The organism is Legionellales bacterium (assembly GCA_026125385.1).
Taxonomy (GTDB): domain Bacteria; phylum Pseudomonadota; class Gammaproteobacteria; order JAHCLG01; family JAHCLG01; genus JAHCLG01.
Map to the genome: position 1 here is coordinate 1 of JAHCLG010000026.1, position 22,629 is coordinate 22,629.

At 40.4% G+C, this 22,629-nt stretch carries 20 protein-coding genes and 4 tRNA genes; 6 read left to right on the forward strand and 18 right to left on the reverse strand.

All coding sequences use genetic code 11. The features are described 5' to 3' along the window. The 12 genes from rpoB to KIT27_09550 form a co-directional block, all read right to left on the reverse strand. On the reverse strand, window positions 1-914 hold a 914-nt coding region (gene rpoB / locus KIT27_09495), incomplete at its 3' end, for a DNA-directed RNA polymerase subunit beta (GenBank protein MCW5589881.1). 268 nt (window positions 915-1,182) lie between these two features. Next, the gene (rplL, locus tag KIT27_09500; GenBank protein ID MCW5589882.1) at window positions 1,183-1,563 is read right to left on the reverse strand and encodes a 50S ribosomal protein L7/L12; all 381 of its coding nucleotides are present in this window, start codon (window positions 1,561-1,563) and stop codon (window positions 1,183-1,185) included. A gap of 42 nt (window positions 1,564-1,605) precedes the next feature. Further along, window positions 1,606-2,136 (reverse strand): 50S ribosomal protein L10, encoded by a 531-nt coding sequence (gene rplJ, locus KIT27_09505; protein ID MCW5589883.1) that lies wholly within the window; start codon window positions 2,134-2,136, stop codon window positions 1,606-1,608. 225 nt (window positions 2,137-2,361) lie between these two features. Then, window positions 2,362-3,057, reverse strand: coding sequence for a 50S ribosomal protein L1 (gene rplA, locus KIT27_09510; protein ID MCW5589884.1), 696 nt, complete (start codon window positions 3,055-3,057; stop codon window positions 2,362-2,364). Between the two features lie 2 nt (window positions 3,058-3,059). Further along, window positions 3,060-3,500 carry a 50S ribosomal protein L11 gene (gene rplK, locus KIT27_09515; GenBank protein MCW5589885.1) on the reverse strand — a complete coding sequence of 147 codons (441 nt, stop codon included), beginning with the start codon at window positions 3,498-3,500 and terminating at the stop codon, window positions 3,060-3,062. Window positions 3,501-3,565: 65 nt separating this feature from the next. Then, window positions 3,566-4,153 carry a transcription termination/antitermination protein NusG gene (gene nusG / locus KIT27_09520; protein ID MCW5589886.1) on the reverse strand — a complete coding sequence of 196 codons (588 nt, stop codon included), beginning with the start codon at window positions 4,151-4,153 and terminating at the stop codon, window positions 3,566-3,568. Between the two features lie 2 nt (window positions 4,154-4,155). Beyond that, window positions 4,156-4,530 (reverse strand): preprotein translocase subunit SecE, encoded by a 375-nt coding sequence (secE, locus tag KIT27_09525; protein ID MCW5589887.1) that lies wholly within the window; start codon window positions 4,528-4,530, stop codon window positions 4,156-4,158. Between the two features lie 27 nt (window positions 4,531-4,557). Further along, a tRNA-Trp gene (locus KIT27_09530) sits at window positions 4,558-4,633 on the reverse strand. A 79-nt stretch (window positions 4,634-4,712) separates the two neighbouring features. Next, window positions 4,713-5,891, reverse strand: a complete 1,179-nt coding sequence (gene tuf, locus KIT27_09535; GenBank protein ID MCW5589888.1) for an elongation factor Tu — start codon at window positions 5,889-5,891, stop codon at window positions 4,713-4,715. Between the two features lie 48 nt (window positions 5,892-5,939). Continuing rightward, window positions 5,940-6,014, reverse strand: a tRNA-Thr gene (locus KIT27_09540). 173 nt (window positions 6,015-6,187) lie between these two features. Further along, window positions 6,188-6,258, reverse strand: a tRNA-Gly gene (locus KIT27_09545). Between the two features lie 73 nt (window positions 6,259-6,331). Continuing rightward, window positions 6,332-6,414: transfer RNA gene (locus tag KIT27_09550), tRNA-Tyr, on the reverse strand. Window positions 6,415-6,661: 247 nt separating this feature from the next. Here KIT27_09550 and KIT27_09555 point away from each other — a divergent pair. After that, on the forward strand, window positions 6,662-8,476 hold the full coding sequence (locus KIT27_09555) for a hypothetical protein (protein MCW5589889.1): 1,815 nt from the start codon (window positions 6,662-6,664) through the stop codon (window positions 8,474-8,476). Here KIT27_09555 and KIT27_09560 read toward each other — a convergent pair. The 3 genes from KIT27_09560 to KIT27_09570 all read right to left on the reverse strand — a co-directional run bounded on the left by KIT27_09560 (window position 8,445) and on the right by KIT27_09570 (window position 14,053). Then, complete coding sequence (locus tag KIT27_09560; GenBank protein MCW5589890.1) at window positions 8,445-9,347, reverse strand: LysR family transcriptional regulator; 903 nt, start codon at window positions 9,345-9,347, stop codon at window positions 8,445-8,447. The genes KIT27_09555 and KIT27_09560 overlap by 32 nt on opposite strands. A gap of 197 nt (window positions 9,348-9,544) precedes the next feature. Continuing rightward, a complete protein-coding gene (locus tag KIT27_09565) occupies window positions 9,545-11,803 on the reverse strand; it encodes a DUF2309 family protein (GenBank protein ID MCW5589891.1) in 2,259 nt (752 codons plus the stop codon). Window positions 11,804-11,818: 15 nt separating this feature from the next. Continuing rightward, on the reverse strand, window positions 11,819-14,053 hold the full coding sequence (locus tag KIT27_09570; GenBank protein MCW5589892.1) for a hypothetical protein: 2,235 nt from the start codon (window positions 14,051-14,053) through the stop codon (window positions 11,819-11,821). A gap of 225 nt (window positions 14,054-14,278) precedes the next feature. Between KIT27_09570 and KIT27_09575 the strand changes: the two genes are divergently transcribed. Beyond that, entirely contained in the window at window positions 14,279-14,755 is a 477-nt protein-coding gene (locus KIT27_09575) for a cyclic nucleotide-binding domain-containing protein (GenBank protein ID MCW5589893.1), read from the forward strand. A 20-nt stretch (window positions 14,756-14,775) separates the two neighbouring features. On the opposite strand, the gene KIT27_09580 is transcribed toward KIT27_09575, so the two are convergent. Together KIT27_09580 and hutI are read right to left on the reverse strand one after the other, a co-directional pair. Further along, window positions 14,776-15,831 (reverse strand): AI-2E family transporter, encoded by a 1,056-nt coding sequence (locus tag KIT27_09580; GenBank protein ID MCW5589894.1) that lies wholly within the window; start codon window positions 15,829-15,831, stop codon window positions 14,776-14,778. Window positions 15,832-15,839: 8 nt separating this feature from the next. Then, complete coding sequence (gene hutI, locus KIT27_09585) at window positions 15,840-17,072, reverse strand: imidazolonepropionase (protein ID MCW5589895.1); 1,233 nt, start codon at window positions 17,070-17,072, stop codon at window positions 15,840-15,842. A 78-nt stretch (window positions 17,073-17,150) separates the two neighbouring features. Here hutI and hutG point away from each other — a divergent pair, with 78 nt between their 5' ends. The 4 genes from hutG to KIT27_09605 all read left to right on the forward strand — a co-directional run bounded on the left by hutG (window position 17,151) and on the right by KIT27_09605 (window position 21,019). Further along, window positions 17,151-18,137 carry a formimidoylglutamase gene (hutG, locus tag KIT27_09590; protein ID MCW5589896.1) on the forward strand — a complete coding sequence of 329 codons (987 nt, stop codon included), beginning with the start codon at window positions 17,151-17,153 and terminating at the stop codon, window positions 18,135-18,137. A 172-nt stretch (window positions 18,138-18,309) separates the two neighbouring features. Then, window positions 18,310-19,134: a hypothetical protein gene (locus KIT27_09595; GenBank protein MCW5589897.1), complete on the forward strand. Its 825-nt coding sequence runs from the start codon at window positions 18,310-18,312 to the stop codon at window positions 19,132-19,134. A 206-nt stretch (window positions 19,135-19,340) separates the two neighbouring features. Next, window positions 19,341-20,114 carry a type IV toxin-antitoxin system AbiEi family antitoxin gene (locus KIT27_09600; protein MCW5589898.1) on the forward strand — a complete coding sequence of 258 codons (774 nt, stop codon included), beginning with the start codon at window positions 19,341-19,343 and terminating at the stop codon, window positions 20,112-20,114. Beyond that, window positions 20,111-21,019 (forward strand): nucleotidyl transferase AbiEii/AbiGii toxin family protein, encoded by a 909-nt coding sequence (locus tag KIT27_09605; GenBank protein MCW5589899.1) that lies wholly within the window; start codon window positions 20,111-20,113, stop codon window positions 21,017-21,019. Before KIT27_09600 ends, KIT27_09605 begins: the two co-directional genes overlap by 4 nt. Window positions 21,020-21,256: 237 nt before the next feature. Here the strand turns inward: KIT27_09605 and KIT27_09610 are convergent, their stop codons facing one another. Beyond that, complete coding sequence (locus tag KIT27_09610) at window positions 21,257-22,531, reverse strand: S41 family peptidase (GenBank protein ID MCW5589900.1); 1,275 nt, start codon at window positions 22,529-22,531, stop codon at window positions 21,257-21,259. Window positions 22,532-22,629 lie beyond the last annotated feature (98 nt).

The following is a 22,629-nucleotide window of genomic DNA, read 5'->3' on the forward strand; positions in this document are numbered from 1 at the left end:
TTACCTACAGCATAATCGGCGGGCACAGTAAGCTTGGTGACATTGGCTTTTTTCAATTGCATGATGTGGCGCGCCGTAATGCGGCGTCCTTCTTCAACTATCACTTCGCCATTGGCTTCAATTGGAAATGTGGCAGTGTCGCCGCGTAGACGTTCTGGCACTAAATGCAAGACTAAATCGTTCTGATGAAATTCAAACGTATCGGTATCAAAAAATAAATCGAGAATTTGTTCGGTGGTATAACCTTGCGCACGCAAAATAATCGAAGCAGGTAGTTTGCGACGACGATCGATACGCACGAATAAACAATCTTTGGGATCGAATTCAAAATCGAGCCACGAACCGCGGTAAGGAATGACGCGCGCAGAGAATAATAGTTTACCTGAGGAGTGCGTTTTTCCGCGATCATGATCGAAAAATACCCCGGGTGAGCGATGTAATTGAGAAACGACAACACGTTCTGTACCGTTAATAATAAAGGTACCTGTATTGGTCATTAATGGCAATTCACCCATGTAGACTTCTTGTTCTTTGATATCTTTGATGGATTTGCTGCCCGCTGGTGCGTCTTTATCGTAAATGACTAAACGAACTTTGACGCGCAAGGAAGAACCATACGTTAAACCACGCATTTTACATTCGCGTACGTTAAACGTGGGCTTGCCTAATTTATAATCGACGTATTGGAGTTCAGCATTGCCAGAATAGCTGATGATCGGAAAGATCGATAAAAATGCTGCATTTAAGCCAATATTCTGACGATCGGCATGTTTAGTATGCAATTGCAAAAACTGATCGTAAGAATCCAATTGAATGGATAATAAATAAGGGACTACCATCGTGGTGGGATGTTTACCAAAATCACGACGCACACGTTGCTTTTCAGTAAAAGAATACGGAGCTATTGCTGCCATTAGAGTTCCTCACGCTTAACAGACGAATTTTAGGGGTAGTGATCATACTCATAAAAATACGCTGCGTTAAAAATACAAAAACTGGCCTTCACGAGATTTATTTCGTGAAACCAGAAAATATTTTTTTAAAAATGATCGTTGGGTCATTGATCACTAACAAATTTTTACTGCCTAGATTACTGAGTCACGTGTTTCTATGATATCACCACAGAAACACCGGTTAAAATTATCCAGTTACTGATGACTCAGCAACTGGATAGGAAGTACCTTATTTAATTTCAACTTCAGCACCAGCTTCCACCAGTTGCTTTTTAATATTTTCAGCGTCGGCTTTGCTAACAGCTTCTTTCACTGTTGCAGGCACGCCTTCAACCATGTCTTTAGCTTCTTTCAAGCCAAGGCCAGTAATTGCGCGAACGACTTTAATTACATTCACTTTATTATCGCCAAAGCTCTTCATGACAACATCAAACTCGGTTTGTTCTTCTTGAGCAGCAGCGGCGCCCGCACCTGCAGCAGGAGCTGCAACAGCGACGGCAGCTTGTGCGCTCACGCCAAATTTTTCTTCCATAGCAGAGATGAGTTCAACAACTTCCATCACGCTCATGTTTGCAATTGTATCTAAAATTTCTTCTCTAGAAACGGCCATTGTATTTTACTCCAAAAAATGTATTTAACCAATTAGTTATAACTAATTTGACTGTTGCTTTTGATCGCGGATTGCAGCGACCGTACGCGCCAACTTGGCATGAGGTTCTGCCAGAGTGCGAACAAATTTTTCGATCGGCGCTTTCATGACTCCCATCAATATCGCAATTGCTTCATTGTAGGTTGGTAATTTTGCCATGGCTTCAAGTTGATTGGCTTGCATCAACTTACCACCCATTGCTAGCGCAGTGACGGTTAATTTGTCATGAGCTTTACCAAAGTCACGTAATAAACGCGCAGCACTACTGGGTTCTGCTTTTGATAATGCAATCAAAAGAGGTCCTGTTAATGCTTCACTCAGACAAGCGAATTCCGTATCTTGGAATGCGCGTTTTGCCAAAGTGTTACGAACGACGCGTAAATAAACACCAGATTCCCGCGCTTTTGCACGCAATTCTGTCATTTCGCCGACTTCTAATCCACGATATTCAGCTAGCACAGCCGCTTGCGCTTGACGAGCAACTTCAGCGACTTCGCTAACGATTGCTTTTTTCTCAGCAAGGCTTAGTGCCATTGATTATCTCCTAACCAAACACGGTGTAACTCGTGTTGTTTTTTTTAGTGAATGACCGTTTTTGATCACGGCTTCACCGCCTGCGTAGGCTGGATGTTTAAGTGCTACAACGCTAACAAAACTGTTTTGTTTAGCACACCTACGGTCTTGGGCGGTCTACGATCGAGAAACTCGATCGCAGCCGCGCCAACATGGAATAGCGTAAACTCACTATTCCAAAATCTATTAACCTTCTAGTGTGGATAAATCCACCGCAATACCAGGCCCCATGGTTGAACTTAAGGAAATCTTTTTAATATAAATTCCTTTTGTTGTTTGTGGGCGCGCTTTTTTCAAATCGCTGATTAATGTTTGTAAGTTCAATTTTAAATCATCGGCGGCAAAATCAACTTTACCAATTGGGCAATGAATAATACCGGCTTTATCGGTACGATATTGAACTTGACCGGCTTTTGCATTTTTGACGCCCGTCGCAACATCAGGAGTAACCGTACCCACTTTCGGGTTTGGCATTAATCCACGAGGACCTAGGATTTGCCCTAACTGACCAACAATGCGCATGGCATCTGGAGTGGCAATCACGACGTCAAAATTCATTTCGCCTTTTTTCACCGTTTCGGCTAAATCGTCAAAACCCACAATATCAGCACCGGCTTCACGAGCGAGATCAGCATTTGCTCCTTGAGTGAATACGGCTACACGCACGGTACGACCTGTGCCTTTTGGTAACACAGTTGCGCCGCGCACGACTTGGTCAGATTTGCGCGGATCGACGCCCAGGTTGACGCTGACATCAATCGTTTCTTTGAATTTCACCTTGGAAAATTCTTTTAATAAGTTAATGGCTTCCGTTAAAGGATATTGTTTGCCTGGTTGCAATTTTTCACGAATTGCACGAAAACGCTTAGATAATTTTGCCATGTTTACACTCCTTCCACGCCTTCGACTTCAATACCCATGCTGCGCGCGCTGCCTGCAATAGTGCGAACGGCAGCTTCTAAATCGGCTGCGGTAAGATCAGGCATTTTCATTTTCGCTACATCTTCTAAATGTTTGCGAGTTGCTTTACCCACTTTGTTTGAGTTTGGCGTACCGCTGCCTTTGGGTAATCCTAAGGCTTTCAGTAACAATACGGAAGCGGGCGGGGTTTTGGTGATAAAGGTAAAACTGCGATCGCTGTAAACAGTGATCACAACGGGAGTGGGCAACCCTTTTTCCATACCTTGAGTCGCTGCGTTAAACGCTTTGCAAAACTCCATGATGTTAACACCATGTTGACCTAAGGCAGGCCCAACCGGAGGACTGGGATTCGCTTCCCCGGCTTTAACTTGCAGTTTTATATATGACGTAATTTTCTTTGCCATGCTTTTCTCCTAACGAATAATGGGTGTTAACGCTGCGGCACACAGCTCCCCGCTAATGAAAACGATTATGCTTTTTCCACTTGTCCAAATTCGAGTTCCACCGGTGTTGAACGGCCAAAAATCAAAACCGCCACCCGCAAACGACTTTTTTCATAGTTAACTTCTTCAACAACGCCGTTAAAATCGGCAAAGGGTCCTGCGGTTACGCGCACCACTTCACCAGGTTCATAGAGTATTTTCGGCCGGTCTTGATCGGCGCCTTCTTGGACGCGTTGTAAAATTTTATTGGCTTCTTTTTCGCTGATGGGCGCCGGTTTATCGCTGGTGCCCCCAATAAAACCGAGGACTTTTGGCGTCTTACGCACTAAATGCCAGGTTTCTTCATCCATCACCATACTAACTAAGACATAGCCCGGGAAGAATTTACGCTCACTACGACGTTTTTGTCCTGAGCGCATTTCGACAACATTTTCGGTTGGGACTAAAATATCTCCAAATTTATGTTCAATTCCGGCCAGTTTAACTCGTTCTTCTAATGTCTTTTTTACATAGTTTTCAAAACCCGAATACGCTTGTACCACATACCAAAGTTTACGTGGCTCGTTGCTGCTATCCTGGTTAGCTTGCGCTGATTCTGTATTTTTCTCAGTCATAATTACCCTCTTTGGCCTGTTAACCAGCCAATTAATCCCATTAAGCCGGAATCAATGACCCATAATATTAGGCTGCATAGTCCTACTAAGGCCAAAATAACAACCGTAGAACGCGTTACATCATGACGATTCGGCCATACCACTTTACGCATTTCCACACGCGCCTCACTGGTAAATTTTACTGCGGCTTGCCCTTGTTGCGTTTGTGCAAGAATAAACAGTAATACGCCCAATAACACAATCCAAACAATAACGCGAATGGGTGCTGCCAGTTCGATAAAATGATAATTTGCGTAAAAACCTGCTAGCAATAATAAGGCACTTAAGAGCCATTTCCACCAATCGCCTGATTTTTTATCTACTGTGTTTATCGCCATGTATTTTTCCAATGTCCTTGCCTTAAGTGGCAGGCCAGGAGGGGATCGAACCCCCAACCTGCGGTTTTGGAGACCGCCGCTCTGCCAATTGAGCTACTGGCCTATTATTCACGCAAAAAGTGTCGCAGTTTTTATTCCTATTGAATCTCACTGCGACACTTTAAAACAATTTACTGTAAAAATTATTCGATAACTTTCGCTACCACACCCGCACCAACAGTACGGCCACCTTCACGAATAGCAAAGTTTAAGCCTTGCTCCATCGCAATCGGATTGATTAACTCAACTACCATCTTGATGTTATCTCCAGGCATCACCATCTCTACACCTTCCGGTAATTCAACCATCCCCGTCACGTCTGTCGTGCGGAAATAAAATTGAGGACGGTAACCTTTGAAAAATGGCGTGTGACGGCCACCTTCTTCTTTCGTTAAAATATACACTTCCGCTTCAAACTTCGTGTGTGGGGTAATAGAACCCGGCTTTGCTAACACTTGTCCGCGTTCAATTTCATCGCGCTTCGTGCCCCGCAATAACACGCCCACGTTGTCGCCTGCGCGACCTTCGTCGAGCAACTTACGGAACATCTCAACGCCCGTACACGTCGTCTTCGTGGTGAGCTTTTGAATACCCACAATCTCAACTTCGTCACCCACTTTAATAATCCCGCGTTCGATCCGGCCAGTCACCACCGTACCACGTCCTGAAATGGAAAATACGTCTTCAATCGGTAGTAAAAATGGTTGGTCAATCGCACGCTCTGGCTCAGGGATGTAATTGTCCATCGCTTCCACCAGCTTCTTAATCGCCGGTACGCCAATCTCGCTTTGATCGTCTTCTAATGCTTTTAATGCTGAACCCACAATAATCGGAGTGTCGTCGCCAGGGAAATCATAGCTGCTCAATAAATCGCGCACTTCCATTTCCACTAGTTCTAATAACTCTTTATCGTCTACCATGTCCGCTTTGTTCATGAATACCAATATATATGGCACTCCCACTTGGCGAGCTAATAAAATGTGTTCGCGTGTTTGGGGCATTGGACCATCCGCTGCACTCACCACTAAAATCGCTCCGTCCATTTGTGCCGCTCCTGTGATCATGTTCTTCACATAATCCGCGTGCCCTGGGCAATCAACGTGCGCGTAGTGACGTTTCGGTGATTCGTATTCCACGTGCGAGGTCGCAATCGTAATTCCGCGCGCTCTTTCTTCGGGCGCATTATCAATTTGATCGTAACTTCTGAATTCACCAAAGGTCTTGGTTAATGCTGCCGTTAATGTCGTCTTACCATGGTCAACGTGACCAATCGTGCCCACGTTAACGTGCGGTTTCGTTCTTTCAAATTTTCCCTTGGACATGGTTTTCGCCTCAATGTTATCGATAAGAATTACACACAACTTTAGTCCTGGAGCCCACAACCGGGCTTGAACCGGTGACCTCTTCCTTACCAAGGAAGTGCTCTACCGCTGAGCTATGTGGGCCTGCAAAAGACAATTTATTTGCTACTGTTTTTAGAACGTGTTGACGATACTACGTTGCTGATCACGCTGGTTGACTTTTTGTGTTCCGCTGCTCATTTAGTGCTGCGGTACTCAAAAAACTAACTTGCGAAAGTCTCAGCATAGCGAATTGTCAAAACGCCCTATCCTCTGAAAGCGGGTGATGGGAATCGAACCCACGCCATCAGCTTGGAAGGCTGAGGTTCTACCATTGAACTACACCCGCGTTCAGAAGACAGATAACTGAAGACAAAGGAATAGACTTATAGATTTACTCTTTTGTCTTCAGTTCTCTGAACTGGAGGGGGAAGGATTCGAACCTTCGAAGGCGTAAGCCGGCAGATTTACAGTCTGCTCCCTTTGGCCGCTCGGGCACCCCTCCGCGAAGAGCACGGTATTTTGCGGCACAAGTGCGCGTATGTCAACCTTGCGTGAAAAAAATTATCCAATAATTCAGGTTTCCTTAAGCTTTTTTTGTTACACTGGCCTCATTCAAACACACTGCTCAACATTCAAACTCTCACTTTTCCCTATGGACTGATTTAACTAACACTGGATTATTGTGGTGAGCTTGTATTTTAAGCTAACTGCAATGGTGTGTGTCGCGTGAGAGTGGTTCGAGAAAAACAATGAGTAAAACAACAAAATTTCAAAAATGGTTTGGCATCATCGATGATATGCTAGATGTAATAGCGATGTATTTTCATCAAGCGCATCAGGCACTCGGCAATTTATTGCGTAAAATTAGCCAATTAGTATCCGTGATTGGTTATCTGAGAATGATTTTCAGTGGATTTGCTTTTGTTGCCGATTTTCTTGCGTTGATACATGAACAGCGCAAAATTCGTAAATTGCGGGAAACACTTAAAACTCTTACTAATCCAACAGATGAGACTGAGAAAACGAAAATAATTGCTGAAATTAATTCCTTAATTGTGGCAAGAAAGAAATGTATTGAACGCTGTTTTTTATCCACCAGTCTTGTCGTTCTAGCCGCGATTGGTTTTGCAGTGATCATTTCATTGAATTTATCGGTCGTCATTGCGAGTGCGCTGATTTTTTTCGAGTCGATGATTAAGTTTTGGCAATTGCATCAACAACGGAAAACGTTGGCTGCGGAAATTCAGTTGATGATAAAACACGAAACGAATGACGATGCTACTGCAAATGAAATTGACAGAATAACATTAAATAATTTTTATGATAAATTAAAACTAAAACTTACTACTCCAGGAATCCCTCAACATGAAAAAACACTAATCGAAAATCAATTAAAAAAAATTGAAACTTATTATGAAATTAATAGCACAACTAAATCGGCAAGTTATTTGACTAATGCCGTATTCTCGGGAATCGTACTCGTATTAGGAATTTTAGTATTTGCGGGTATTGCAGCCACACCTGTGGGCTGGGCATTAGTGGGTGCTGCTTCGGCTATTTTAGTATGTCGTAGTATTTTTTATTTTTTAGTGAAATGCGCTGGTAAGGTGCAAATGTCCGAAGTTGCTGCTCAAACACCTCCACATACTGGTTCAGAATCAGTTGAACATGAAAAAAGTCACCCTAAAATGAGTGTAAAACAAAATATCCAACATAATGACTCAACTCCTGGGTCATCACTAACAGATAACACTTTGAACTCGGGAAATAATATATCTCCTGCTAAAACTCGATCCGGTAGCTCCTCGACGGTAACACCTCCTCCCAGCACAACTACTAACACCAATAATTATTCAGCCATTCAAAACCAATTAGCTCAAACTCAAAACTCCGAGGAGTTTTCATCACTCGCAGAAAATACAAGCGCAATAAACGCCTCTAATGATATTTCTCAACCTGAAATTGCTTCACCCTCGGCAATCCAAGGTTCAACGTCAACCTCTAGAGAATATTCAAAAGATAGCAATATCACTATGCAAACTAATGATAACAAAAAAAATAATGCTATTAATCATGAACACGCTATTCAACCGGCTCTCACCACGTTGACAACACCCGCCGATGAATCTAAAAGAACCCTCCAAACTCCGAGCACAACTTCTGCCACCAAATCGTTGAATAAAATTTTCATGCAGGCCGTTGTCATTGCTTCATTTTTTTGTTTAGGCGCTATGGCAACTCAAGTGAGTGCGCGCGGTAATTTAACTAAAGTATCGCCAGAAATTGCCTCGCGTCGCGATACCAAAGACAGTAGTGCTTCTCTTAGCACCGTCCATACCCCAACCGAAACATCATTAATCGATAACGAGGTTTATGATCCTGATCGTGAAGAAGAAGAAAATAACCAAAAAGCAACCATCAATCCACCCCTCACAAATTTTAGAGGAGATCAAGAAAATAACTCGATGAAATTATCGTTATTGATGAATATCCCTTTTACTCAAGATTTTCCTGCAAGTACTTCACCAGAGCCTATTTACGATGAGGATGCTCTGCGATTTTAAATAATTCTAAAAACGCTTCTGCGGCTGGCGATACGCGTTTATTTTTGAGCGTAACGTAATACCATACATGTGGCAATGGAAAATCCGCTACATTTAATACGGTTAATAATTGATTGGCGACTTCGTGTTTAATACTATGATGTGAAACCACCGAAATTCCTAAATCCGCCATTAACGCTTGTTTGATGGCTTCATTATTGCCTAATTCCATATCAATCACCGGCAAAAATTTCTGACGATTAAATAACGCTAACATGGCAATGCGGGTACCAGAACCCGCTTCGCGAATAATCCAATTTTCATTGTGTAATTCGTTAAGCGCAAGGGGAGAATTTTTTTTTGCTAGCGGATGATGAACACTCGCAGCCACCACGAGTTCATCGGCAAAAATGGGATAAGCATCCACTTCGATAAAATCAGGCAGCTGGCTTAACACCACAAAATCATCGAGGTTTTTTTCTAGCCGCTCTAAAATTAATTCGCGATGATACACTTTCATTTGAATGTGAGTGCCCGGGTATTTTTGCTTATATTCACCTAATAAATGCGGCATAAAATATTTAGCGGTGGTGGCAATGGCAACGGTTAAATTACCGGTGATCAATCCTTTGATCGATTGGATTTTTTGCACCCCCGCTGTTAATACTCCATCTAAGTCTTGTGCCATTTGCAAAACAACTTTACCAAATTCTGTCAAATGCAATTTGCGGTTCATCACTTGAACTAAGGTGCATTGATAGTATTGTTCGACTTGCCGCAAAATATTAGAAACGGCTGGCTGAGTCATATGGAGACTTTGTGCTGCCAACGAAACGCTTTGCAATTCCGCCACGCGCTTAAAGACTTGCAGTTGATGAAGGGTGATTCTCATATCATTTTTTTGTGAAGTTTAACCATAGAAATATAAATTATATTTTATAACTCAATTATGGCAAGATTTATTTTACCCGAGCAGCAACAAATTCGTATCAACAAGTATGCCGTTGCTGATGCTACCGTGCTAGCGACAAGGCAGCTAAAGGAGCCAATAATCATTGCATACTTGTTTTTTTTTCAACTTAAACAAACTCAACTCGGTTCAATCACCTGCAAATGCGCCCACTCTTGTACAAACAGACTGTTTATTGTGGGATGCTGCTGTAAAAGTGTATCCACAAGCTGTTTTGGCGCGTAAATAATCACTAATAAACGCAACGGTTGATGAATGATCTGATCTTGAAAGGCAATACTTTGCCACGGCAATCCTATTTTTAAATCGCTGAAATTTCCTTCGATAACGCCGATATTCGGTAACACATTGTGTAACATTTTATTACCAGCACCAAAAATCTGCGGATCGGTCGTGGAAAAATAATATTGAGCGTTAATCCAATGCGCCACAATTAAAGGGCCTAATAAAATACTTCTCAGCAACTCTCCTTGTGGATCGCTTGTCGGATTGTAAGAATGTAAAAATACGCGGCGTTCTAAATTAATTTCTTGCGTTAAAAACCGTGGACCAATGATCAAAGCTGCATTATTAATTAAGCCCATTTCTGGAATTAATTGTGCCCAGTCGCTAGCGCGTTGAGCAGGAGAGGATTTATCTGGCAGACTTTGACTTCGCTCTAAACGCAAATGCTCACATGCTAAATTTAAATCTTTTTTTAATTGCGCTATGGCTAGCTGCCAGGGCGCCGCATGATTATCTTCGTGCAAAAATACTTTATCTTGAGTGGTATTATGAAATCCCGCGATAAAACGGCTTGACTTTGGAATAGTAATTCCGTGGTAGATTAATTCTCGTCTGACCGCTTCATCGTTTAAGATGTGACATACCACTACCGCATTGATCCAACCCGCATTTCCTCCACAGGCACCACAATCGAAACTGGCGTGATACGGATTATTATCGGTTTCAGCACCGTGGCCACAAATTAATATCAGCGGCGCAAAATCATTGGTTAAGCCGATGGTTTTTAAAAATTGCGCGGCATTATTAACGCGAGTTGCTAACGGAAATTTAGCTTGGATTTGAGATGGACTGATGTTTGAATTGAAAAACGCGCTAGATTTATCTTGATTAATGCCTTGCTGAATTTTTTTAACCCATTGTCCTGAGTACGATTTTAACACCATACCAAATGCGAGCCAGGTTCCTGCAAGCTCTACAAAATTTAAGGCCGATAAAAACGCTTTTTTGGTGTGAGCCAAGGTCGATAAGAAACTGCGCGCACTAATCTCGCATTCATTTGCGCTGGATTCATCACTTAACACAATATCCGGTGAAAATAATGCGGGGCATTGCAAGGTGTGACATTTATTATGATCTTCATATTCAAACACAAAGCCAAAAAATCCGGCATAACCCCAGGTTTCATAATGTTTCATTTTTTCCAGATGACGTCTTAACCCTTCAGAACGGGTATCGATACAAAACACTGCTTGCACGCTAGGTTTATTATTATGGCTAGGTTTTTTATTGACATAAGATGATAATGCCTGCATGAGCTTTCGTTGATAAGCCAGCTCATAAGCTCGCTGCCACATAAACTGATAATCTTCACGATTTCTTTCGCGGGTTGATAAATCGTTGTCTGGCGTTTCTTCCACTGTAAAAAAATTCTGCGGTAATTGTTTTTGATAGCTTAAATAATAATATTTTTCATAACACAGCCAGATAAGTGCCACATCCACCAACGAGGCTTTTTGAGTGATATAAAGATTATGCGGATGATGCTCTTGCCATTTAATTAAGCTAGACCAGCCAAGCATTTGATAAAAAATTTTTTCCAAATAATGGCTTTGCTGCGCTTTAGCAATAGCAAAATCCTCGAGCAACTTTTCCAAGGATGCGAATTTATCTTCTTGAAAAAATGGGCTAGAGGAAAAAAATTTTTTAAGTTGTCCACCCTCTTGATGTTGCCAAGCTAACAATAGATCGTTATCTTCTTTCTCAGTTTTGATGCCTGCTGCGAGACAAAAATAATTCATCAAGAATTGGAGCATCTGCTGTTTAATTTTTAAGGTAATATCTTTTTGTACTAATTTGGAAATTTTTTCTGAAATTAGGGTCGCAGGAGGAGAGATGGCAGTGTCATGCGTTTTTTTTTGCATTGAGGCCGCTGTTAGGAAATCATCTTCTGTGATTTCCGCTTTCGCTAATAACTCTAAATAAAAAGATACGGGCATCACCCCTGACACTCCGACATTGCGATTTAATTCTCGCACGACTGCTTGAAAAGGACGCTCATGACAATCCCATAAGGGATTGGTAGCAATAAAACTGGGTAACGGCCAGTATTCTGGGATCGTGGTTATTGCGTCTTTCAACAATGAGTCAATCATCAAAAAATCTCCATGTCACAATATTTTTAACAAAATTTCAGGATACACGCCATTGATAAGATTAAAGAATAAAATGCTAATAAATAAAAAATGATCCAGGGGCGATAATTGTACCGAGAGTTTTTGAATGGCGGAGGCTTTGAAAATAGAATCTTGGAGCGTATGTAATACTGTGATAGCTGATAACATGATTGCAATTAAAAGCAGGAGAAGGGTCCCAGGTTGAATGGCAATAAGCTCTTTTAAAATAATCGTTTCACTAATAAATGCCGCGGTGAACGGTAATCCAATAAAACAAAATAAAATAGCGGTTAAATACGCACCTAGCCAAGGCAAATTATTTTCAACCGCATGCACGAGTTTTTTGCCCGATTTTATTTTGTATAAGACTAACATCATTAATAAACATAATAACGTGATGTGGATAAATTGAAAGTATGCGATTTTAGTTGAGGTTACACTCATCACTCTGAGAGCAATAATGGCTAACGCACAGTGCGACCCGATTAATAAAATAAATATGTGTTTTAATTGACGAGCGCGATTAGCGGTAATGAGACTGACAATAATAAATAGTGCAATTGCATATGCCACTGCATTCACATGCCATTTAAAATTGACGCCAAGCACCGCCAAAAGAATGGCCAACATCATCAATAAGCTGATGAGTTGATAGCGCTTAAAACCCGCATAAAACACATCACCCAGATCGCGCAGAGGCTCTAATAAATAATAACGGTACATTTCTTCGATGAAGAGTTTATGGCGAATTAAATTATGAAGGTCTGTAAATGTTTTATAGCGATATAGCGAAATTATACCGACGCGATGAATGATCCAAAAACTCAAGGTAATTATCATCCCCACAATTTGCCAGTGAATATTGAATGCTTGTGCTATGACTGGAAAAGTTGAACGAGTGAAGCTTTCATAATAAGTGGTTAATAACAGGTAAATCCAAAACAGGCCGGTGATACCAGCAAGAGAATATAGTTTCATCCGCACTGGGATTTTCTGGAGAATACTATTAGCCACTAATTCATAGAGGGTAATGACTAAAAATACTGATAATAAGGGAAACAACGTCATTAAACGATAAAATTTAGCACTCATTAATAGCGCTAGACCGAAAATCACTGCGCATAACAGAAAACTGATGAAGCATGTGAATAAAGTAGATTTTCTTTGGGGAGTTTTGGGCGCACTTGGCAATAAACTGCCCGAAGTTAAAAACGACCAAGCTTTAAAAAAGCCGTGCGCAATCAGATGAAAAATGGCGCCAGCAAAAAAACCTAAACCACACTGCAATACCATATAGCCCATTTGTGCCATGGTTGAATAAGCCAATTGTTTTTTAACATCTGCTTGTTGGGTAATAAATAAATTACCCAGTAGAAGGGTGATAAACCCAATGAGACTTATCCCCAGTAATAAGCCAGGAGATAACACGATCCCTGCCCCCAAACGTGCCAACAAATAGCCCCCCGCATTAATCACGCCGGCATGCATCATCGCCGAAACAGGGGTTGGGGTTTGCATGGTATCTGGCAACCAAATATGAAACGGAAATTGCGCTGATTTCGTCATCACCGCAATAAAAATGCCTGCTAAAATAATGCTGCGCGCTGGCACTGTATAATGTAAAAATGTTATCGTCGGCGAAGTGAGATTGAATAATACTTGGAACTCTGTGCTGGAATAATAATATAAACAGAGAATCACACTGAAGAAAAAACTAATATCTCCAATCCGATTAATAATAAATTTTTTCTTAGCCGCACGATTAGCTTGTTCGTCGTAATGATAATGATTCAGTAACCAATATAAATTAAATCCAATTAATTGCCAGCCAATAAATGCCGTTAATAAATTAGCACTTAACACTAAAAAAATCACTGAAAAAGTCACTAAACCTAATTGGAACATAAAGCGCGTACGATTTAAATCCGCATAGACGTAACGAAAGGCAAATCGATTAACAATTAAATTAATCGTGCTGATTAATAACAACATCGATAACGATAATTTATCGAGTGCAAAATTTAAATTCAAGGCTACATGCTTAAGATCCAATAAGGAGAAATGCAAGAGCGTGATGGGAGCGGTAAAATTTAGTAAATAATACAGGGTTAAGCCAATCAGCACGCTGTTGATCACATGACTAAACCACGCCGCGTGGGCAAATTGGTGGGCAAGCAGTAAGTAACCCAAAGCACTTAAAAGGGGTAAGAATAGAAATACTAACGACATGTTATAACCTTAAACCTCACAATTTGGCGACTATAGCAGTCACAAATTATAATTAATAATTTATTATTTTGGCAATATATATCATATTTTAGTTATACTAAGATACTGAGCTTTTGCGTTTTAACCAGGCTATCTATACTATGTAATAAAGTCTGTTTAAAATGCCGTTCGCCGTTAGGGGAACACACTTATTCATACAAAATCACACAAGGATGGATCAGTAATATGAGTAATAAGGATGAAATTTTTGCCTTCTTACAAAATAATCGTGTCTTTAACGGAATTCGCGAAACCGATTTATTAAAATTCGTCGCCTTAAGTGATGAAAGACGCTTCCGCGCCGGCGAATACATTTCTCATGAAGGTGATTTAGCCGAACATTTATTTATCGTAATGGATGGCACAGTAGAAATTCTTAAGCAGAACAATGGCGATGGTAAAAATCATGTCTTGGCAAAATTGCAATCGGGCGACACCATCGGTGAACTTTCCTTAATTGAAGATAGCCCCCATGCTGCGCGCTCGGCCTCCATCCGTGCTGCAACCGATGCCAGTGTGCTAGCCTTCTCCAATGAAGATCTGCATTCACCCAACAAAATCGATATTCATTTATATAATGCGCTGGTGGTGAATCTTGCTCAATTAGTGTGTCGACGTTTGCGTTTTAGCAACGAGCAAAAAACCGGTTCTAGCGGTTTTTAAGCGCTAATTCTCGGCACATTTTAAAGATGATCTTGAGGTTCTAAACACACCATCATCACTAAAGTCATGATGGTGGGGCCGATAAATAAACCAATTAATCCCATGGTTTCCACGCCGCCTAAAATTCCAAATAAAACCACCAAAAATGGTAAGCGAATAGCAGAACGAATTAATAATGGGCGAACAAAATGATCGGCAATAAAAGAAACCAGCAGACCAATCACTAATAATCCTATCATCGCCATTAATTTTCCCTGGATCAGTAAGATGAGACTTGCAATTAAATAGGCGATAATGACTAAATAGGGGATCATGGATAACACGGCGGTAATGAGGCCTAATAATGCAGGTGCCGGTAAATTTAAAATGGCGTAAATCACACCCATGAATAATCCAACTGAAAATCCCACTAACACCGAACCGCTTAAAATGGCTTTTAATGCTTGAGGAAATTTATGTTCATAGAGATCCCAACGTTTTCCGAGTAAATAAGCGCCTAAGTTTTTCACGCCTTTTGCCAGAAAAATTCCATCTTGATAGAAAAAAAACAATGATAAAATCGTGAAGCCTAGTGTGACGCCGCGATGAAAAACTTCAACACCAATTATTTTTAACACATGGCTTGCAGGCATCATGATGGCATGAGAGACACTGATGAGTTGACTCACACCTTGCGGCTTTGCCAGATATTTTTCCCAGGCATGAACTAAATAATGTGAAATGCCAGGCACGTGAATTAACCAATCTGGCGTGGGTAATCCTGTTTTATTCGCCGTCATTAAAAAATTGGCTAACATTTGTGTTTCTTGCACAATTACCGTGAGCAACCATGAAATCGGTATGACTATAATTAAAGTGACGACGGTGGTTAAGCTCAATGCCGCGAGTGTGTCGCGTTGACGACAGCACTGCCACCACCAGCGATAAACCGGCCACGTTACTACCGCAATGACGCTGGCCCAGGCTAGCGGTAAAATAAAACGTTGTAAAATAAACAGCGCTGAGGTGATGATCAATAACGTAAATAATACGCTAGCAATATTCTGCAACGATGAATTCGATGAATGGTGTGTCATAACATACTCTAAAATAATTTATCTAAAACAATTTTACCGTGTTTTACCACTTGGATACACGGATTATCGCCAATTCGATACGCCAACTCTTCAATATGATCCACATCCCACACACTTAAATCCGCGTGTTTTCCCACTTCTAAACTCCCCACTGTCTTTGCTAAACCCAATGCTTTTGCAGCATTGATGGTAACACCCAGTAATGCTTGCTCAGGCGTTAATCTAAAGAAAGTGCACGCCATATTTAACATTAATAATAACGAAGTTGTGGGCGACGTTCCGGGATTGGCATCCGTGGCAATGGCTAATGGGATCGTATTAGCATTCAAGGCGGCGATTGGCGGCAGTTTAGTTTCGCCTAAAAAATAAAATGCCCCTGGTAATAATACTGCAACCGTTTTAGCTTTTTTTAATAGTGGCACATCCTGTGGATCTAAATATTCCAAATGATCAACGGATAATGCGTGATAACGCGCTGCAAGTACAGCAGCTTTTTGATCGCTTAATTGTTCAGCGTGACATTTAATGGGTAAATTAAATTGTTGGGCTGCGCGAAATATTTTTTCTGTTTGTAATAAATTAAATCCAATTTTTTCGCAGAACACATCAACAGCATCAATAAGATTGGATGCAATTAATTTTGGCATCACGATGTCACAAAGATATTCGATGTAATCATCAGCAGAATGTTTAAATTCGAGAGGTAATGCGTGAGCTCCCAAAAATGTTTTTTGAATGGTAACCGGAAATTGTTCTGCGAGTTGTTGCGCCACTTTTAGTAGTTTAAGTTCATTTGCAACATCCAAGCCGTAACCCGATTTAATTTCTACCGTGGTGACTCCTTGATCTAACCAGCATTGTAAGCGTTTAGCACTCTGATAAAACAACTCTTCTTCACTAGCAGCACGTGTAGCTTTCACGGTAGAAGCAATACCGCCTCCTGCCGCCGCAATTTCTTGATACGATTTTCCAGCTAAGCGTTGAGCAAATTCCGCCGCGCGATTTCCTGCATAAACTAAATGGGTGTGACAATCTATGAGTCCCGGCGCAATCCATGCGCCGAATAAATCGATTTCTCTGTCAGCCTGATAAGTTAAATTATGTAATTGATTAGCGCTTCCTATCCAAGCAATTTTCTCACCTTGCACTGCTAACGCTGCATTCTGCAGAATAATGGGGCTATGCGCGGTAAATAAATTCGCATTTTTATATAAAATATCCCATTGCTGTGTTTCTGACATTCTGAATCACACCCTCTTTTTCCATAACAAATGACATGTTAATGTATCAGTATTATTTCAACCTAGGAAGCCTCAACAATGACAACAATAACTTGGCAACATTACTATAATGCACCGAAACCAGAATTATGGATAGGCCGCGCCGATAGTTTACCACGTGAGCGCTATTTTCAAATTGTGGAATGTTGCGATTTACGCCGCCAATTTCCTGTTAAAGAAAACAGTTTTGCTATTTTAGGATTTGCCTGTGATGCAGGTGTAAAACGAAATTCAGGAGCAACAGGAGCCAAACTCGGACCCGATGGCTTTCGCCAAGCATTCACTCATTTAGCTCAACATTTACCTGATAATTGTGTGATTTATGACGTAGGAAATATTGTCTGTGACAATGATGATCTTGAAGCAGCACAAGAAAGTTTAGGTGAAGTCATTTATTTATTAAATCAAAAAAATATTAAACCGCTTGTCATTGGTGGTGGGCATGAAATTGCGTTTGGTCATTATCAAGGACTCGAAAAAAGCTATCCGCAACAAGATATTGGTATTGTTAATATTGATGCGCATTTTGATTTACGCCCTATTTTAGCAGAAAATAGGGGATCATCGGGCACCCCATTTTTGCAAATTGCCGAACAACGTCGCCGCCAGCAATTGAATTTCGCTTATCACGTGATTGGTATTCAAGCTTCGGCCAATACGCGCTCGCTGTTTCAACGCGCCCAAGAATTAAATGTATTAGTCACATTAGCTGCAGAAATTCATGATCCTGCCACCTTTGCCACCACTGTATCGCGATTAAATCATTTTATAGAACAACATGATAAAATTTATTTTACGATTTGTTTAGATGCCATCGCGATGAGCTATGCTCCCGGAGTCAGTGGTCCCCAAATCAATGGCTTATTACCTCAACACGTTTTAACTTATTTAGAGCGTGTAGTAAGTTCAGGAAAAATCATTGGATTTGATATTGCTGAATTATCCCCGCCACTTGATCACCAAAAAAAAACCGCCTTATTGTGCGCAACTTTAGTTGATCGCTACTTGCAGGCTCATTTTTCGTAATTCCCCATTTTCCTAGTAGACTTAGCGCATTTTCGATTGGGTGGTCTATACTTACTTTTATGTAACAGTTCCGCAGTAATGCTGAATAATTTTTTATTATGCTTTAAAAATTATTGGAAAACGTATGGAACATGCGCACGGAAATGAGCCAGATAGTGAGGTGCCCTTGATAATGTCTAAAGTCCATTATACCCGTTCACTTACCGCTGCCAATTATCGTGAATTTCATTCCACTCCGATCTTGGTGTTACCCAATTTTGATTTATCGAGCATGTCCTTTCATACGTTAAAACGTGCCACCATTACCATTACCGAAGGATATCGCTATGGCGATCAATTAGAATTAGACAGTAATTTCACCCTGGTTGCAGTGAATGATAAATTATATATTCAAAATACTAATATTTATTTAGTTAATCACGGTTTCAATAAAAATACGCATCAATTAATTTTAGAAGGCGAAGACAGTGCAGAAACTTATTCAGCAATTTTTGAATCGATCTTGCTTGATAACCCGCTGCACCCCAAAGGCGAATATTATAAAATCTGTTTTAGTGTTACCGATACGGATAACGAAAATCATCGCTTAGGATCTACAATTATTGATCATCATGATTTAGCCAAAGAGCCAATTTTAGATAGTATTTTTGGTGAGCATCAAATAATCAATGAAATCTATTCATTATTTTCGCTCGATGAATTTTATTCCACTGCCCAAAATTGCTGCATCTATGAATTTTCTTTTGGTCAAGGCAACGATAATTACTATGGCGACCCAGAACAAGAAATTAATGTGATTCACCTAACCGGTATTAAGCAAGGTCCAACCAATGCCTATGAAAAAAATGATAGTTGGAGTTTACATTTAACCAATTTAGCAGAATATAAAATTATTGATAATATTTTATTATTTAATTTCAGCGCCAATGGCACCTTAACTTTAGCTGATGGCAGTGATTTATATTTCGAAAATATTGATATGATCCGCTGGGGCTAGCAGTTCATGCATCGAAGCCTTTGCAAGGTTTCTCACTTAAATTTGACAAAAATAATGCTGTTGAGGTTAAGTTGGATATCGGTGCGGATAGCGCACAAATGTCTCAGGTTTTACTGAATGGTATATAGTCTAGTTATACTAGAATATTTAACAGAAAAATAAACTATTTCCTTGACAAGGTTTGCTTTATTTTTATAATATCTAGTATGACTAGTGAAAACAAACATAAAATAAACCAACTTCTGAAAGCCGCTCTTAAAGACTCAGTTCTTACTACTTCATGGCTAAAAGAACAAGGCATCTCGAATAAACTTGCATGGTGGTATGTAAAATCTGGTTGGTTTGAACGTATTGCTGATGGCGCTTATGGCTTAACCGGCAATAATATCACCTGGGCAGGTGCTATTTCAGCAGTCCAGCAACAATTAAAACTTCCAATCTACCCAGGAGGTAAAACGGCTCTAGAATTGCTAGGTAAGGGACATTACCTCACCAGAAATCTTCAGATCATCCAATTATTTGCGGCCCCTAAAACAAAAATACCGAGATGGTTACACTCATCTTACTGGAAGGAGTCATTTATGATCTACTGCCCCGCCCTATTTAATACTAACAATAACGCGTGGCTGGCAATGCTTGAGATCGCTGGACAATCGATAATGGTCTCTTCTCCTGAGAAAGCGTCACTTGAATTATGCTATCTGGTGCCAAATATTGTTACTTTTTCAGAAGCAGCACTCATCATCGAAGGTTTACCTAGAATGCGACCGAAATTACTCCAAAGCCTGTTAGAAGCTTGTCAGTCTTATAAAGCAAAGCGTTTGTTGCTCTATTTGGCTGAATATTTTCAACATCCTTGGACTCATGAAATAGAGTTAAGCCGTGTTGATTTTGGTAAAGGTAAACGTGTCATCGCGGGCGGTGGTCAATACAACGACAAATATAAAATATCTGTGCCAGCGTTGGGGAATAATGAATGAGCATTCTTACAACTTACAGAAACCAAGCTGAACTCCTATTAGATGTTTTGCCATTTATTCAAGATGACTCTCGCTTTGCCTTGAAAGGTGGTACAGCAATTAATTTGTTTTATCGGAATATGCCACGACTATCCGTGGATATCGATTTGACTTATTTACCGATAGAATCACGAGACGTTTTCTTAAAAAACCTAACCCAGGCAATGCAGGATCTTACCGATAAAATGACGGCGAAAGGTTTACAAGTAGAAACCAAAGGTTCAGGCCAGCATATTGTCAAGTTACTGGTGAGCAATCATCACGCAACTATTAAAGTAGAACCTAATACTGTTTTACGGGGCAGTGTTTTTGAACCTGAAATAAAAGAATTGGTCGAGGCTGCGCAAACTATTTTTTTACAAACACAAAAAGTAAAAACAGTTTCGATGGCTGATCTTTATGCGGGGAAAATTTGTGCAGCCCTTGATCGACAGCATCCTCGCGATTTATTCGATATTAAATTACTTTTCGAAAATGAAGGAATCACATCACCTATTCAACAAGCTTTTATTGTGTATCTTGCTAGCAGTCCACGGCCAATGAGTGAATTACTATCTCCTCATGAATTGAACGTCAAAGACATTTTTCACAAGGAATTCGTCGGCATGACAGAAATAAGTGTCGATTATGAAGAATTATGCGCAGTTCGGAAACGACTAATAAAAACGCTACAAGAGTCACTCTTACCCAATCAAAAGGATTTTCTAATTTCTATCAAATCTGGCGAGCCACAATGGGATTTAATGCCTATTCCTAAACTTTCAGACTTACCAGGAATTCGTTGGAAAGTCCTTAACATTAACAAAATGGATAAAAAAGCAAAGTTAACCGCATTATATAAACTTAAAGAAATATTGGACCGTTAAATACGCAATAATATGGGGGTTCTGTCATGCGCCGTAATTAACAACAACCTGGACATGTTTTACTGATAGCGTGGGTAGTATTTGTAAGCATGATAGATTTTCTGTTTGTATTTATGAATTGATTGTTAAGAATAGAGACTAAGGTAGCAAATCACTGACGTGAGAAAGTTTTTATTTAATCCACGCCTACACAACTTTAACTTTGAACAGGCTCTTAGCAAATACCCTAAAATTAATCTAATGCACCTTCACCACATGCAATCCTTTCAACAATTGTAAGGCTTGATATAATTGATAATCGGAATTAAATAATGGTTTGCCATCGAGACCTTTTGCTTGCTCAGGTTCTTTATTCGCTGCATGAGCTTTTTCATTTTCACCGATCAAATGATTATCTAAATCGGCTTCTTTAATATTATTCAGTAATACTTTTTCATCGTGCTCGTTATAAGGGATCACCACTTCTTCCACTTTAATATCAGGACTAATTCCTGTTGCTTGAATGGATCGGCCGTTGGGTGTGTAATAACGGGCGGTGGTTAATTTAATGGCGGTTTTTTCATCTAGGGGTAATACCGTTTGCACGGAACCTTTGCCAAAAGAACGCATGCCAACGATAATCGCGCGGCGATGATCTTGCAACGCACCTGCGACAATTTCCGAAGCCGAGGCTGAACCTTCGTTAATTAACACAATTAACGGTGTCCCATCTAATAAATCACCTGGAGTTGCGTTAGCTTTAATTTGCGCGCCAGGTATGCGGCCTTCGGTATAAACAATTAATTTATTTTTCCCGAGTTTTTTACTATCAATAAAGGTATCGGCGACATCAATCGCAGCGTCTAATAATCCACCGGGATTATTGCGCAAATCTAAAATCATACCTTTTAATTTACCTTTATTCTCTTGTTGTAATTTTTTAATCGCTTTATATAAATCGGCTCCCGACGGTGTTTGAAAAACACTTAAGCGCACATAACCAAACCCTGGTTCTAGTAACCGACTTTTAACACTGGCAACATGAATAATTTCACGCGTTAATTGTAATTCAATCGGCTTTTTTTCGCCTTTACGAATAATGGTTAAATTAATTTTACTGTCTTTTTTACCGCGCATTTTTTCCACGGCTTCTTTTAACGACATATCGCGGATAGGTTTACCATCAATTCGTACAATTAAATCGCCGGCTTTTATTCCTGCTTTGGCGGCCGGGGTATCGTCCATCGGGGAAACTACTTTGACATAACCTTCTTCACTGGTGACTTCCAATCCCAAACCACCAAATTCACCCGACGTGTGACTACGCAATTCTTTAAAATCATTTTCACTTAAATACGTCGAATGCGGATCTAAGCCTTCTAACATGCCACGGATGGCATTATCAAACATTTTTTGATCTGCCACTGGCTCAACATAATAATTTTTAATATGGCCAATAGATGTCGTGAAGCGTCGCACATCTTCTAGCGGCAATACATGTTCATTGACCTCTTCTGACTGATTAATGGGCATTGCTGCATGAGTTTGCTGAAAAAAGCTCACAGCGATTGCAAATAAAGCCGTTAAATAAATCCCTGCAAATGATTTCGTGCGCTGCATAAATTCAAGCT

What these genes read in the sequence shown, in the direction of transcription:
- KIT27_09575 (MCW5589893.1), top strand. Translation starts at nt 14,279, where the DNA reads ATGAGTAATAAGGATGAAATTTTTGCCTTCTTACAAAATAATCGTGTC.
- KIT27_09610 (MCW5589900.1), bottom strand. Translation starts at nt 22,531, where the DNA reads ATGCCCATTAATCAGTCAGAAGAGGTCAATGAACATGTATTGCCGCTA.
- KIT27_09565 (MCW5589891.1), bottom strand. Translation starts at nt 11,803, where the DNA reads ATGATTGACTCATTGTTGAAAGACGCAATAACCACGATCCCAGAATAC.
- nusG (MCW5589886.1), bottom strand. Translation starts at nt 4,153, where the DNA reads ATGACTGAGAAAAATACAGAATCAGCGCAAGCTAACCAGGATAGCAGC.
- KIT27_09600 (MCW5589898.1), top strand. Translation starts at nt 19,341, where the DNA reads ATGACTAGTGAAAACAAACATAAAATAAACCAACTTCTGAAAGCCGCT.
- rplL (MCW5589882.1), bottom strand. Translation starts at nt 1,563, where the DNA reads ATGGCCGTTTCTAGAGAAGAAATTTTAGATACAATTGCAAACATGAGC.
- hutG (MCW5589896.1), top strand. Translation starts at nt 17,151, where the DNA reads ATGACAACAATAACTTGGCAACATTACTATAATGCACCGAAACCAGAA.
- KIT27_09580 (MCW5589894.1), bottom strand. Translation starts at nt 15,831, where the DNA reads ATGACACACCATTCATCGAATTCATCGTTGCAGAATATTGCTAGCGTA.
- secE (MCW5589887.1), bottom strand. Translation starts at nt 4,530, where the DNA reads ATGGCGATAAACACAGTAGATAAAAAATCAGGCGATTGGTGGAAATGG.
- tuf (MCW5589888.1), bottom strand. Translation starts at nt 5,891, where the DNA reads ATGTCCAAGGGAAAATTTGAAAGAACGAAACCGCACGTTAACGTGGGC.
- KIT27_09605 (MCW5589899.1), top strand. Translation starts at nt 20,111, where the DNA reads ATGAGCATTCTTACAACTTACAGAAACCAAGCTGAACTCCTATTAGAT.
- KIT27_09595 (MCW5589897.1), top strand. Translation starts at nt 18,310, where the DNA reads ATGTCTAAAGTCCATTATACCCGTTCACTTACCGCTGCCAATTATCGT.
- rplA (MCW5589884.1), bottom strand. Translation starts at nt 3,057, where the DNA reads ATGGCAAAATTATCTAAGCGTTTTCGTGCAATTCGTGAAAAATTGCAA.
- KIT27_09560 (MCW5589890.1), bottom strand. Translation starts at nt 9,347, where the DNA reads ATGAGAATCACCCTTCATCAACTGCAAGTCTTTAAGCGCGTGGCGGAA.
- rplK (MCW5589885.1), bottom strand. Translation starts at nt 3,500, where the DNA reads ATGGCAAAGAAAATTACGTCATATATAAAACTGCAAGTTAAAGCCGGG.
- hutI (MCW5589895.1), bottom strand. Translation starts at nt 17,072, where the DNA reads ATGTCAGAAACACAGCAATGGGATATTTTATATAAAAATGCGAATTTA.
- KIT27_09570 (MCW5589892.1), bottom strand. Translation starts at nt 14,053, where the DNA reads ATGTCGTTAGTATTTCTATTCTTACCCCTTTTAAGTGCTTTGGGTTAC.
- KIT27_09555 (MCW5589889.1), top strand. Translation starts at nt 6,662, where the DNA reads ATGAGTAAAACAACAAAATTTCAAAAATGGTTTGGCATCATCGATGAT.
- rplJ (MCW5589883.1), bottom strand. Translation starts at nt 2,136, where the DNA reads ATGGCACTAAGCCTTGCTGAGAAAAAAGCAATCGTTAGCGAAGTCGCT.